Source organism: Eudoraea sp., assembly GCF_039969275.1.
GTDB lineage: Bacteria > Bacteroidota > Bacteroidia > Flavobacteriales > Flavobacteriaceae > Eudoraea.
On the sequence record NZ_JBDVOC010000003.1, the window covers coordinates 572,791 to 586,856 of the forward strand.

The window sequence follows — 14,066 nt, forward strand, 5'->3', positions numbered from 1 at the left end:
CCTTGATAAGGAAACCGCCAAGCAATACTTCAAATGATCAACTTCTTTAGAAAAATCCGCAAACAACTTGCTGATGATAACCAGTTTTTCAAATACAGCAGATATGCTATTGGTGAGATTTTACTGGTTGTGATTGGGATATTGATCGCCTTGCAAATAAATAATTGGAACGAGCAACGCAAAACCATAAACAAAGAAAAAAGATACATTCGATCAATTTATCAAGACCTGCAAGAAGATCTTAATAGAATAAAAATCAGCAAAGAAATGCTGAATAAACAGTACAAATATGGTATGGAAGTCCTCAGGGCATTTGAACAGAAAGAAAACATCGCTATGGATTCGTCGGACATTACCTATAAAGCGGGTTGGGAGCTCTCTCTGATTATCCCTATGAAACGCAAAGATAATACCTGGGATGACCTAAAAGTAAAGGGTATTGAAACTTATGTGATAAAGGATTCATTAACTCAATTGCTCAACAACTTCTATGGAAATTACGACTATAATATTGATAGATTTAATCAACTACCTAAAAAAGTACGCGAAGAAATGCGCATACTTACCGCGTATTGCAATGATTCCGAAGGGTCTCAGATGATCTATGAAAAAGGTATTGATTTTTATGGGCATTCTTCTCCCAAATTCCGCAGATGCATTTTATCTAACAAAGATGTACCCAGAATTAGTAGTGCTATAACCATGTCTGCAATAGTCAATATTGAATTATGCGACAATTTAATAAAGCAGGCTAAGGTGGTTGAAGGGTACATGGAAAGGTATTTTAAGGACTTGCTTTAGAGAAATTATACGAATAATAATTATTGATTCTGATGAACGGGAAATTTAAGATTTGAAGAATCGAAGATAAAAAGTGGAATTTGATAATTTTTTATTGATAATTGTCCCTTCCCATTGCCTACTGTTTACTGTAAATCATGAGCTGGCACGAGGGTCACGTTCGTTCCCTTGAAGCTGTTAGCTGTAATCTAGTCTTTCATAGTTCCATCACCCCCAGGTACATTCCTTTATTATCAATTTTGCGTATGGCTTAGGCTAAAACCCCTGGAGCCAAAGATCAGGGATTATTAATCTTTTCATTTGCTTCCCGTAATCGGTTCGACATTTTTTCCAGCAACCTGTAGGCCAGAGAAGAGTCCCGGTTTATGGACTTGAAGAAATTTCGCTTGTCAATTGTGAGTATCCTGACCTCCCCGGCAGCCCGGACGGTGCACGAGCGCACATCGTGCTCAAAAAGGCCCATTTCTCCGAAGAAGTCCGACTCGCCCAGTTCCGCTACCTTTTTGTCTCCTTCAGGTGTTTCATGTATCACATCTACCCTGCCTTCCTGGATCACATAAAGGCATTTTCCCTTGTCTCCCTGTTTAACAATGATTTCTCTGTCCTTATAAAGTTTACCGAGCTTCTTGCTTTTCATGACTGTGGCGATTAATTATTGATATATTCGATGCTAACGTACTTTTGACGAGTCCAAAAAGAAGACTGGGATGAAGGAAGCGCTTGAGGATATTTCTGTAACCAGCGCTGCCTGTGAAAGTATCCCAAAGAGCAGAGCTCATCCTGAGAGCCAAATGCTCTTGTGCTTGTTCTTTTCCAACCAGGTCCAGCAACCCTCTTTTTAAAACAGTAGATTTTTGAATGATTCTGGTGACCCAGAAGATCCATTTTCCAACCCAGTTATCCTTGTCAAGGTCTCTGCATATAGGTTTATAATATTTTTCAAAGTGCCTTTCGCTGATCCCCTCAAAAACAACAGTACTCGCTGCGGCTTTTGCCGTAATGAAAGCGGCACCGATTCCATTCTTGTATAATTTGGAAGAGGCCGAGTCACCGATCAGCACCACCCGATCAGCATAAGCATGATTGCCTTGTGCTATGTTGATATAGGGATAGCACTGGCATGGCACCGCCCTTTTTACCGGAAAATCTTCGGGGAAACATGACCTTACCTCATTGGAACTGATAAAATTCTGCACGATATCTTTGTCTATGTCCTTGCCTAACAAAACGAGGGTTATATAATTGTATTTGGGAATAAGTGCTCCGAAGGTAATTTGCGGAAGATCCAACAGGAATACATGCATGGAACTTCCCAGACTTTTCTCAATATCGCCGGGCTTCATTAAAAATTCGCTGATGTAAGCGCGAGTAACTTCTGGTAACGAATAGGAAGGACAAATACCTTTAAAAAGTTCTAATGCTTTAGGATTGAGTCCGACAGCTCCAACTACCAGATCATACTTCCGTAAAGCCGATTTAGAACACCCCACCATCACTCCTTCCTCCGTTCTTTCCAGGCGGGTTACTTTTTCAGGAATAAGCCTGGCACCGTTCTCCTGGCAAAGACCCAACAAATAATTGTCAAACCCTTTCAGACTCTTGTCTAAGCAACCTCTCGGCCCACATCCCCTAAACACTGATGCGATGCGCTGTTCATCAGTCGGGGCGTGGATCCTCCTCGTCCCCTGCTCGGTATGCATGGTATAGGTATTGATCCCACGTTGTATAATATCTGAAGGGATCACCAGACCGTCTGTAGCCAATTCCTGAACCAATGATTCTGATATAATTCCCCCGCAGTGATTGCACCCTGAAGAACCTATCTTCGTAAAATCCTTGGCTTCAAAAATATCGAGTTCAAGTTCAAGGTCGAATCTTCTGGCGTATTCCAGGACATAATAACTAAAAAAGCTTCCGGCAGGACCGCCCCCTATAACTGCAATGCGAGAGCCGTCTGTCAATTCCATCCCCTGTGTAGTTAATAAAGGCATATTAGTTGCTATTAGAAATGACTTGAACGAGTCGAAGATGAAGCATATTAAATATGGTATGCGCCAGTAGCCCAAATCCATTCAACCCCATAAGTTAAAAGTAGGCTCTTAAATTTCTACATTAAATGATATTTATCATCCAAAGGTGTCCATTGCTACAGCCTGCTTCTTTAGACAATCACGATGATGCAGGCATGAAAATACTTGAAGAATGGTATCAAACGAAATAATACTGGCCACCAACATAAACTGCAAGTAACGGTGATATTGAATTTTCCCCCAGCTAGCATGAGCGTCACGGAGTAAAGTGAAGTGAGGTTTTAAGTACGAGGTGAGAGGTATGAAGTAGGAAGTGAGAGGTTTGAAGTTTGAAGTACGAAGTGAGAGGTTTGAAGTTTGAAGTACGAAGTGAAAGGTTTGAAGTTTGAAGTACGAAGTGAAAGGTTAGAGGTATGAAGTAGGAAGTAAAAGGTTAAATCTTTCGGTTTTGTTTGTTTTTATTTTTTCGGGTAGTTTTAATGGATGCCACAACTATCGCTAAAAGTTCGTTCGCTTCTTTAATCAAAGTTTGAATTTGTTTTTTACGGGGGTCAAGGACCTCTTGAAATAGTTCCAACCAATAAATAGATTCATCGGTTTCTTCTTCAACAATTTTAAGTTTATAGATAAAATCCGCTGTCGATTTAGCCCTCTGGGATGCCCTGTAATTAGCTCCTACCGAACTGGAGCATCGTATCAATTGTCTTACCCACGCATCCAGCTCCCTTGATCTGGGAATTCCGATACACAGTTTCCAGCAGTTAATAGCAAATCTATTTGTTCTTATTTTCAGGTTTTGCACAACATCGTTATTATACCATTGAGGGAACACTCCATCTGAAAATTCCTATTTCCCACTTCATACTTCGTATTTCCTACTTCGTTATTCCCTACCCCAACCACCCTTCTCTATCCAGACTCCGGTACTGAATGGCTTCAGTGATTCACCCGTTTGTGTAACTATACTATATTTCAAGTGAAGTCTAGCCAGTTCTTGATTATCAAAGAATACTGTTATCCTAAGTAATTATTCAGTAAATTAACACAATAACTACCAACCACGACTTAAGATGATTAAATTCTTTAGGAAAATTAGACAACAATTATTAACTGAAAATAAATTCAGTAAATATTTTCTATATGCTGTTGGTGAAATTGTACTAGTTGTCATTGGGATTTTGATTGCTTTATCATTAAATAATTGGAATCAAAACCAAAATGAGCAAAATAAAATTAAAGAATATGCTGTCTCATTAATACAAGATTTAGAAGGTGATATAATAATGACTGGACAAATCCAGAGACAAAATGAAGATATTGTCTCCAGAATAGATAGTCTAAACAAGTATATCCATAATCGAAAAATAGAGAATTTTTCCAAACTTGATTTGTTATACTTTACTTTGAATAAGCCTCATCGACCATATACCTGGAAACGAACAACCTTTACTGAACTCAAAAACTCGGGAACATTGGGGTTGATAAAAAACGATTCTCTTGCCAAAATGATTTCTGAATATGATGCCTTCACATACCATTTGGATGATGATTTTATCAATGATAGAATTCAATTTGAAAAAGCAACTGATTTGTCTACTAAAGTTATAAATTATAACTATCCCAATCTTATGGAGTTTAGAATTAAACTGCTCCCTACTGACAATGTAAGGGACTATAACTTTTTTGAGTCGAAAGAATATTTAGTAGCTAAATCAATTAAACTTGAATTGATAACAAAAGATATTTATCAAATTCAGGAAATGGCAAACAGCTATAGTGTTCTTATGATGTATTTAAGAATAAGGAATGACGACGAACTGCCAAACTTGGCCAATGATGCTAAAGAATTAATTGCCTTATTAAAAGAAACATACATAGAATAAGAAATATTAATAATCTAAAATAACGAAAGGCTAACAACGTATCCTATGGAAAGCCATAGTACAGTTCCTAAAAAAGAACTTTTTTCAAGACATTCGTTTTCCTCTTTGTTTGGTTCTAATAATCAGACTTTTTACAGCACTTCCCACAGATGTAGATAGAACTAAACGGTAACTAAGAATTTATGATATAGTATTACCTACTTGGTAAGTCTAATTGAATACAAATTATTGGAATAAAATATTTCAGTACCTTGTTAAAGTAACCACCAACCACTAATACACATGATTAACTTCTTTAGAAAAATCCGTAAGAAACTCGCCGATGATAACAAGCCCCTAAAATACATGAGGTATGCCATTGGTGAGATTTTACTGCTGGTCATCGGGATATTGATTGCGTTGAGTATTAATAATTGGAATGAGAAAAAAAACAATATAGCTCAAGCTGAAAAACATCTAGAAACAATAAAACTAAATCTTAAAGATGATATAATACAGGCTGAAAATTTATTGTCCGAAACGCAAACCACATTGGAATATGCGAACAACTTTTTAGGTCAATTTAAAACATTAAAACCTCTTGACAAGAACATACAAATGTATTTGATTTATCTAATGTATGAACGGAATATGGAAGTCAATGAGAGTGGGTTGGGCACACTTTTAAATTCTAATGGTATGTCGTTTATAGATGAGAGTCTTCAAGTCAAAATATTAGATTATTATAGATATGCCGAACAGTTAAAAAGCCGAGAAGAAAATGCTAATTCAGCAATTAAAACAATGTACGAACCATATGTAAAAGAAAATTATTATTGGATTTATAATAAAACAAATCCATGGCATCGACAAGCTGAATTTTATAAAGATGATCCAAGAAAACTAGAAAATATTGATCTAAAAAGTGTGATAGCAGATAAGCGACTAGAGATTATGGTTAATGGAAGAAGATACCAAACAGTGATACTTTCTGATTTTTACTCTAAAACGATAAAACTCGCGAAAGAAATAATCTTTGATATAGAAAATAAAAAAGGTTAACTAATGAACTTATTAATAATTCATGAAAGGGATTAATATATTAAAAGGAATCGGGGATCTACTGGTTCAGGTACTCATGTTGGTAATTTATGTACCTAAGACTCTTTATAAAATCCTTAAAGATCCCGAATGGGTACCCCAATTTATTTCGGAAGAATCATCGAAAAAGGTAGCCAGCCAAGAATATGTATCACCAGTTTTTCTCTACATACTTACTGTGTTGGCACCGTACGCCTTGGTTCCTATAGAAGCACTTACCGGGTCAGCTGAAAATAAGAACATAACTTATTCCGAAATGGTACAGGACCCTGACACCTTAATAAGGGCAGCTACTTTTATATGTATTCCTATGATCATTGCATTTTTTAGTGAATTATTTAAATCGACCTCTTTTTCCCGCACTACCTTAGAGCAGAATTTTTTTGTACAGTGCTATTATTTGTCGCCATTGGTAGGTGTGGTACAATTGAGATATGTCTTTGAGTATAATAAATACACTTTGGGTGAATATAGCTTAGACTATTTCTTAATCGCTCTTATAATTATCACGGGATTCTGGTTGCTTTGGGTACAAATTAACTTTTTGATAAAAAAATTAGAGGGAAATATTAAAGCGACTATTGCCGTATTGCTTCTAAGTATCATCCTCATTTTTGTGATTACAGATCACATCGGATTTAAAATTGTAGAATGTTTTGGATATACAAGTGACTGGTTGGCATCTGTAATTCCTATACTTCTTTTACTCTCTATAACAACCCTTTATTGTGTTGTTTTAGTAAAAAAATACTTCCTTTGGAAGAAAGGAAAGACGAAAAGCTAACAACATGTATAATTAATTGCTACTATGGGTTAAAAGGAAAAAGAGTAAATATAAAAACCCAACTAATCATACACAAAACCGTTGTGTGTAACTAAATTCAACTGTAACATTTTGCAATATCGAGACTCTTTACCTTGTGGTATTTACAAAATATATAACCAAAATCAGCGTATCAGGAATAGGAAAAATTCTCCTATTAGCCACATTACTATCCATTTCTTGTCAAACAAAAACTCAAGAGCAAACGTCTATTAGAGCCCCTGAAAGTTTCGATTCAATCCGTGATGACATAATGCAATTGGTAAAAGAAGGAAAAACACCCTCTTTTTCTGTGGCTGTATTGCAAAACGGAAAGATTATTTGGTATGAAAATTTTGAACAATCACAAGATACTTCTGGCGTTTTAATTTCATCCGACATAAAATATCCCATAGCATCCTTGACCAAATCAATGAGTGCTACGGTTTTATTAAAACTCGTCGAAAAGGGGCATCTTTCCCTTGACGATCCTATTGAAAAATATCTTCCCAAAAAAGTAAATTTTTACAGCAGAAATAACATATCTGTAAAAGAGGTATTAAACATGACTGGAGGCATTCCACACGGATGGATGTTTTTTAATTCTAATAGTCCTTATGCTAATTTTACAAATGATAGTTTATTAGAGAATTATAGCATGACTGTATTTCCAAAAGGTATTTATGAATACTCTAACTACTCTTACGGAATTGTGGAGGCGATTATAGAGAATATTAGCAATAAACCCTACGCTCAAGTACTGCAGGATGAAATGTTTGTCCCCCTTGGTATGAAACATAGTTTCATTACACCTGCTACCGCAAAAAAACTTGAACATTTTAATGATATAAAAGACGTAGGGCAATCATCTCTATTTTTTCCATCCGGAGGAGCTGGAGTATATTCTACATTAAGTGATCTTATTTTGTATGCACGTCTTCAAATAGGTGAAATGGACAAAACTCTACTATCGGCTTCATCTTTAAAGCTATTGCATTACGATAAAATTTATCCTTCTACCATTACCGCTTTGGGTTGGGGCAGCATTCCACTTGAAGATGATTTAACCTGGCTGGTTTCAAATGGAAGCTTTCCGAATTCTGCCAATTCAAATTTGACCATTATTCCCGAGAACAATATAGCTGTAATTTGTTTAGCAAATAATGATTATCAGAGTTCGGCAGATATTATGGCCATTAAAATTACAGATGTTTTAGTACCTGGATTTGCCACTAAGGCTTTTGCTAAAATGGAGGCTTACGAAGCTGATGATGGAAAAGAATTAAAAATGGAGGCCAGTAAATTTAACTCGTGGCAAGGAATATTGAAACACGGCAAAACAAAAAGTCCAATTGAGTTCACTTATAGAAATGACAGCTTATACGCTGCCTTTGATAATGGTGAATGGCAATCCATAAAGTATGCAACTATTGATCATCAATCCATTATTAGAGGGAGTTTAACTATTTTATTAGAAAATCCTATAACAAATCAAATTCAGGAGAGTCATGGGAAAATCAATCTTTTAATTTCAGAAAATAAGTTACAAGGATATTTTTCTGCTTCATTTATAAAAGAAGACGTTTTTGATTTAGCTTTACCATTTTACATTGAAGCACATGTTAGAGATTAAGCATACACACAACGCCGAATAATATTTTTCGCGACACAGGCCCACACAGAGCGCGGCTATTCTCGACAAGCTAGTCGTTACTGCTTTTATACCGAACCGTTAGCAACAATTTGAATATGAAAACAACACTCTTCTTCTTAATTAATTTCTTAATATCAACCTTCCTTTTTTGCCAAAGTGAAGAATATATTAAAACCAGAAAGAATATAATACATATAACAACCTACGGTGAAGGTCAACCAATATTAATTATAAATGGAGGTCCGGGCATGAACAGTAATGGTTTCAAGACATTAGCTGAGATAATAGGTAAGTCCAACAAAGCCATTATATATGACCAAAGAGGTACAGGTAAGTCCGTAATACCTAGCATTGACACGAATACTATAGCGCTTGATTCAATGATCAATGACATCGAAATCATCAGAAATCATCTAAATATAGAAAGCTGGATAATTCTTGGCCATTCTTTCGGAGGAATGCTTGGGTCTTATTATGCCTCAAAGTTTCCAGAAAAAATAAAAGGTCTTATTTTATCCTCATCAGGAGGAATCAATATGGATCTTTTCTCAAGAATTAATATTACCTCTAGATTAAGTGAACCTGATAAAGACTCTTTAAATTACTGGAATGCTAAAATTGCAAATGGAGATACCACATACTTCGCAAGATTTCAACGAGGAAAGTTTTTAGCTCCAGCGTATTTATTCAATAAATCAAATATCCCTATAGTGGCTGAGAGGTTGACACAAGGAAACCCAGTTATAAACACCCTGGTTTATCAAAACATGAGAAAAATTAATTTTGATTGTTCAGAGGGTTTAAAAGAAATTAAAGTACCTGTTTTAATCATTCAAGGAAAACAAGATTTAATTGATAAGGAGACTGCTGAGACTGCAATGAAAGTACTGACTTATTCAACTTTAGTAATTCTCAAAAATTGCGGTCATTACGGGTGGTTAGATCAACCAGAGCAGTACTTTAAAAGTATTAATGAATATTTGAAGAGTTTGAAAACCTAAAAACTGTCGTCAACATTGTATAACATTTATGGCCCCTGTTGGCGCTAGCGTCATGGAGCTAAGTAAAGAGAATTTTTAAGTACGAAGTGAGAGGTATGAAGTTTGAAATACGAGGTGTGAAGTTTGAGGTATGAGGTTTGGAGGTATGAAGTCGGAAGTAGGAGGTTAAATCTATTAGTTATGTTTGGTTTTATTTTTCCGAGCAGTTTTTATCGATGCCACAACTATCGCTAAAAGTTCGTTCGCTTCTTTAATCAAAGTTTGAATTTGTTTTTTACGGGGGTCAAGGACCTCTTGAAATAGTTCCAACCAATAAATAGATTCATCGGTTTCTTCTTCAACAATTTAAAGTTTATAGATAAAATCCGCTGTCGATTTAGCCCTCTGGGAAGCCCTATAATTGGCACCCACTGAACTCGAACATCGTATTAATTGCCTTACCCAGGCATCGAACTCTCGTGATTTAGGTATTTGTTTGCACAACCTCCAGCATTCTACCGCAAAGTTTTTAGTTCTTAATTTTAGGTCTTGCATCGTTCCATTATAATTCCTGTACTAAGTATTGTGCCCTAAAGTTCGTACTTCATAGCTTATCCCTCGTATTTCAACTTTCCCACTTCGTACTTCGTATTTCCCACTTCGTACTTCGTATTTCCTACATCGTACTTCGTATTTCCTACTTCATTTCTCCTTCCTATTTTCTCGTACTTCATCCCTTGGCCCTCTTACTTTTGCTACCCCAACCAACCTTCTCTATCTAAGGACCTATATTGAATAGCTTCACCTATATGGTGACCACCCAAATCCCGAACACCTTCCAGATCGGCAATAGTCCGTGCTACTTTCAATATCCGGTCATAGGCACGAGCCGATAGATTCAAACGTTCCATGGCATTTTTGAGTAAAGACTTTGATCCATCGTCTAAAGTGCAGTGTTCTCGAATCTGTTTGGTATTCATTTGGGCGTTGTAATGCACATTTTCGAATTCTACGAAGCGTTTTGTCTGTATCTCCCTTGCCACCGTAACCCGTTTCCTGATCGCAACGCTGGGCTCCCCTTTCCGGTCCTCAGAAAGCTTTTCAAAGGGAACAGGGGTTACTTCAATATGGATATCAATTCGGTCTAGCAAAGGACCCGAGATCTTTCCAAGATACCGCTGCATTTCCATGGGGGAAGAGGTCACCGGGGCATCCGGATCATTAAAATAACCAGACGGACTTGGGTTCATACTGGCTACCAGCATAAAGCTGCTGGGATAGGTAACCGTAAACCTGGCCCTGGAAATAGTCACTTCCCGGTCTTCCAACGGTTGCCGCATTACCTCTAACACCCCTCTTTTAAATTCCGGTAGTTCATCCAAAAACAATACCCCGTTATGGGATAGGGAAATTTCCCCCGGCTGTGGGTAGGCACCCCCGCCGACCAGGGCTACATCTGAAATAGTATGATGCGGACTTCTGAAAGGGCGCTGGCATATTAATCCCATATTTTTAACCTTACCCACCACACTATGGATTTTCGTGGTTTCCAAAGCCTCATGCAAGGTCATTGGAGGTAATATAGAGGGTAATCGTTTAGCCAGCATGGTTTTTCCTGCTCCGGGCGGTCCAATCAGAATAATATTATGCCCACCGGCGGCGGCAATCTCCATACAGCGCTTTATACTTTCCTGCCCTTTTACGTCCGAGAAATCATGTTCCGGAAATTCCAGATTTTTATAAAACTCAGCACTAATATCTATATGAACCTGTTCTAAAGGCACGCCTTTATCAAAATACGTAATAACTTCAGCTATCTTTTCAACCCCATAAACCTCTAGCCCCTCCACAATGGCTGCTTCACGGGAGTTTACTTGAGGAAGAATAAACCCTTTAAAACCTTCTTCCCTGGCTTTCAGGGCAATAGGCAGTGCTCCTTTTATGGGCTGAAGGCTACCGTCAAGAGAAACTTCACCCATAATGATATATCGCTCTAATTCTTCTGCCATAATTTGGCCCGAGGCCGAAAGGATACCAAGGGCAAGGGTGAGATCATATGCCGAGCCTTCTTTTCTTAGATCGGCCGGGGCCATATTGATGGTGATTTTTTTTCCCGGAATTTTATAGCCATTATTGAGTAAGGCGGCAGCTATTCTGAAATTACTTTCCCGGATGGCATTATCGGGCAGACCAACCAAATGATAGCCTATTCCCCTATCCACATTCACTTCAACAGCTATGGTAGTTGCTTCTACTCCAAATACGGCACTACCATAAACTTTTGAAAGCATACTTTTTTATCTATGCTATAATTCTTTTGTTAAAAAGAACATAGATAATTTTCTTTACCGCAAAAAAAGTGCAGAAAAAGAAAAATTGCACATATAATAATGATCGAAGGTTTAATTTCCTTTGGGTGAAAACTGAAGCATAGACTTTGAAGTCGTCATAATTTCCTCCTTGTTCATCATCATTTTTCTGAATTCACCATTAATAAACATTTGTGCCTGATCTTTATAATGAGGACTTAAGGGGTTCCCGGATTGGCCGGTAGGTAAAATACTCATGCTATTCTCTATATCCGCAAAGTCAACAATACGTCTAGTAGATGGTCCTGAACTTACTTTATTCTGCCCATCCGCGGTATAAGGAAAGAACATATTGTTTATCACCTCCCGGGTTCCATGTACCGGAAATGGGCCAACATTAAAAAAAGAACGGAACATTTCAACCTGACCTATTGGATGTCCATGTTCCAGCGTATGTACTTTTCCCCATGTCCATTGTGAACTTCTGTCTCCAAACTCCTCTTTTAATGATTTTAAGGCCATTACAAAGGAGGTCAGAACGATATTTTTCTTGCTTTCTACAGTCTCCACAGTTTGGGTATTATCCCACCAAACTGAACTTTTTTTCCTGGCCATCGGAGCAATCAGACGTTTATGAAAATGGGTAGTTAATAATTGTTGAAAAAGTTCGGGTCCAAGTTCGTCTTCAAAAGTATTGCTTAAAAAGTAGTATATCCATCTGTGAAATATAGTGGCTTCGACACTCTTTAATGGAGAATTTCCATCCCAGGACCTTAGTTTATCCAGAAGGTTAATATCCTCTTCACTTAGTTGTTTTACATCAACCAGTTTGGTGAGGTTTGATATAATTTCGGGATTTACGGAAGAGGTTGCATCTGTAATCATATCCATCATTGAATTTTTATCCCAATCATCCTTCTCGTCTAATAATTGAACGATGCGCTTTGCCCTGTTTTCAGGTAAATAGTAACCCGGGTATTGCATCCCGGCAATGGAATCGGGCTGGTTGTTGGCCGAATAGACATAGTTCCATGACGGATTTACCGAAGATGGATTCTCACTAAATTCCAAAAATCTCAAAGGTTCATAAGCGCCGGAACTTCCATCCATAATTAACTTGGTTTGCGCACTATCGGGCATCTGGTATAATTTTGCCGTTGCCCACCAGGCTACGTTACCTTCTTTGTCGCCATACATCATATTCAGGCCTGGAGCATGTATGTCTGGCAGGGCCTTTTGAAATTCGTCAATATTGTTAGCATGGCTTATCCCGTATAAGGCATCTAGCACTCTATTTTCCAGTTTGGTATAGATCCAGGAGATACTAATAGGTTTGTCACCACCAATTTTTTGGGATATGCTATCAAGTACAGGTCCATGATGTGTTTTTTTATAACTAAAAATTACATCGATGCTGTCTTTTATTTTAATGGGTTTAGAAACAATTTCATAATTCTTCCAACCTTCTTTGGTTTTGTATTTTTTATTGTCCGTGGGATGTGTTTCCTCATAATAAAAATCAACGTCGTCATTTTCAAACATTGTAACGCCATATGCCAGATTTCTATCATGCCCGAGAACTGGAAAGGGTATTCCTGCCATATAATAGCCATATTTTTCGTATCCTGAAGCATTAACATGCGCTTCATACCAAACTGATGGCTGTGCAAATCCAATGTGTGGATCATTAGCCAGGATTACCTTACCCGATTTGGTTTTGGCAGGGGCCATTACCCAACTGTTACTCCCTTCAAGCTGTGGCACAGGCAAATTAGCCAGCGCCTTTGAAATTGAAGCAACCACTTGAGCTTCTTTTGAATCTTCAGGTGCAGACTTAAAATTCCTGATCCATTCAGTATTTTTATCTACATCAATTTCTAAATCTTTCAGGTATTCAGGCCCTAATTTATTTTTGATAACCGTTAATAATGGGTCGGTTTTTTGGGCCATTGCAAAACTAAATGCCATATAACCAATAGAGTTATAAACATCCCTGAGGCTAAAAGGTTCCTTATCGATACCTGTCAGGTAAAACTCAACAGGTGTCGGTCCTTCTTTAATAAACTGATTTATACCGTCTAAATAAGCCTCGGCAAGCTGTACTGTCTTATTTGTGATTTCGCTCCGTTCTAAAGTTTTCAAAGAAGCCTCATCAATACCCAGTGAAATAAAAAATTTATCTGTTGACAATAATTCAGAACCAAAAACCTCTGATAATCCACCTCTGCCAACTCTTCTCAACAATTCCATTTGCCAAAGTCTGTCCTGAGCATGCACATAACCTAGCGCTCTAATTGCATCCTCTTCACTATCCCCATAAATGTGGGGAATACCATAGGAATCGTAGTAGACAGATACTTCATCAGACAGATTTAATAATTGTTTTTCACCTTCATAATCAGGTTTCAGAGTTTGTATGAAGATGAACGTGGCAAGAAATATAATTCCAAGTAATGCCAGTAGAATCAGGGAGAATTTTTTAATTTTCTTCACGGTTAAGTCTTTGAGGTTTAAAGATAAATAAATA

Annotated in this window: 13 protein-coding genes; 6 read left to right on the forward strand and 7 right to left on the reverse strand. The window is 37.4% G+C overall.

The window, feature by feature from the left end:
- Window positions 1-33: 33 nt before the first annotated feature.
- On the forward strand, window positions 34-801 hold the full coding sequence (locus ABJH90_RS03450; RefSeq protein WP_348142501.1) for a DUF6090 family protein: 768 nt from the start codon (window positions 34-36) through the stop codon (window positions 799-801).
- Between the two features lie 277 nt (window positions 802-1,078).
- On the opposite strand, the gene ABJH90_RS03455 is transcribed toward ABJH90_RS03450, so the two are convergent.
- The 3 genes from ABJH90_RS03455 to ABJH90_RS03465 all read right to left on the reverse strand — a co-directional run bounded on the left by ABJH90_RS03455 (window position 1,079) and on the right by ABJH90_RS03465 (window position 3,633).
- Window positions 1,079-1,438 carry a cyclic nucleotide-binding domain-containing protein gene (locus ABJH90_RS03455; protein ID WP_348142504.1) on the reverse strand — a complete coding sequence of 120 codons (360 nt, stop codon included), beginning with the start codon at window positions 1,436-1,438 and terminating at the stop codon, window positions 1,079-1,081.
- Window positions 1,416-2,768: a hypothetical protein gene (locus tag ABJH90_RS03460; protein WP_348142507.1), complete on the reverse strand. Its 1,353-nt coding sequence runs from the start codon at window positions 2,766-2,768 to the stop codon at window positions 1,416-1,418. The genes ABJH90_RS03455 and ABJH90_RS03460 overlap by 23 nt, the downstream gene beginning before the upstream one ends.
- Before the next feature lie 496 nt (window positions 2,769-3,264).
- On the reverse strand, window positions 3,265-3,633 hold the full coding sequence (locus ABJH90_RS03465; protein ID WP_348142509.1) for a four helix bundle protein: 369 nt from the start codon (window positions 3,631-3,633) through the stop codon (window positions 3,265-3,267).
- 268 nt (window positions 3,634-3,901) lie between these two features.
- Between ABJH90_RS03465 and ABJH90_RS03470 the strand changes: the two genes are divergently transcribed.
- The 5 genes from ABJH90_RS03470 to ABJH90_RS03490 all read left to right on the forward strand — a co-directional run bounded on the left by ABJH90_RS03470 (window position 3,902) and on the right by ABJH90_RS03490 (window position 9,251).
- Window positions 3,902-4,714 (forward strand): DUF6090 family protein, encoded by an 813-nt coding sequence (locus ABJH90_RS03470; protein ID WP_348142512.1) that lies wholly within the window; start codon window positions 3,902-3,904, stop codon window positions 4,712-4,714.
- Between the two features lie 282 nt (window positions 4,715-4,996).
- The gene (locus tag ABJH90_RS03475) at window positions 4,997-5,755 is read left to right on the forward strand and encodes a DUF6090 family protein (RefSeq protein ID WP_348142515.1); all 759 of its coding nucleotides are present in this window, start codon (window positions 4,997-4,999) and stop codon (window positions 5,753-5,755) included.
- 22 nt (window positions 5,756-5,777) lie between these two features.
- Complete coding sequence (locus ABJH90_RS03480; RefSeq protein WP_348142518.1) at window positions 5,778-6,578, forward strand: hypothetical protein; 801 nt, start codon at window positions 5,778-5,780, stop codon at window positions 6,576-6,578.
- A 136-nt stretch (window positions 6,579-6,714) separates the two neighbouring features.
- The gene (locus ABJH90_RS03485) at window positions 6,715-8,229 is read left to right on the forward strand and encodes a serine hydrolase domain-containing protein (RefSeq protein ID WP_348142521.1); all 1,515 of its coding nucleotides are present in this window, start codon (window positions 6,715-6,717) and stop codon (window positions 8,227-8,229) included.
- A gap of 116 nt (window positions 8,230-8,345) precedes the next feature.
- Window positions 8,346-9,251, forward strand: a complete 906-nt coding sequence (locus ABJH90_RS03490) for an alpha/beta fold hydrolase (RefSeq protein WP_348142524.1) — start codon at window positions 8,346-8,348, stop codon at window positions 9,249-9,251.
- Window positions 9,252-9,596: 345 nt separating this feature from the next.
- Here ABJH90_RS03490 and ABJH90_RS03495 read toward each other — a convergent pair whose 3' ends face one another.
- The 4 genes from ABJH90_RS03495 to ABJH90_RS03510 form a co-directional block, all read right to left on the reverse strand.
- Window positions 9,597-9,785 (reverse strand): four helix bundle protein, encoded by a 189-nt coding sequence (locus ABJH90_RS03495; RefSeq protein ID WP_348142526.1) that lies wholly within the window; start codon window positions 9,783-9,785, stop codon window positions 9,597-9,599.
- A gap of 56 nt (window positions 9,786-9,841) precedes the next feature.
- A complete protein-coding gene (locus ABJH90_RS03500) occupies window positions 9,842-9,964 on the reverse strand; it encodes a hypothetical protein (RefSeq protein WP_348142529.1) in 123 nt (40 codons plus the stop codon).
- 21 nt (window positions 9,965-9,985) lie between these two features.
- The gene (locus ABJH90_RS03505) at window positions 9,986-11,521 is read right to left on the reverse strand and encodes a YifB family Mg chelatase-like AAA ATPase (RefSeq protein WP_348142531.1); all 1,536 of its coding nucleotides are present in this window, start codon (window positions 11,519-11,521) and stop codon (window positions 9,986-9,988) included.
- Window positions 11,522-11,632: 111 nt separating this feature from the next.
- The gene (locus tag ABJH90_RS03510; protein WP_348142534.1) at window positions 11,633-14,032 is read right to left on the reverse strand and encodes a penicillin acylase family protein; all 2,400 of its coding nucleotides are present in this window, start codon (window positions 14,030-14,032) and stop codon (window positions 11,633-11,635) included.
- Window positions 14,033-14,066 lie beyond the last annotated feature (34 nt).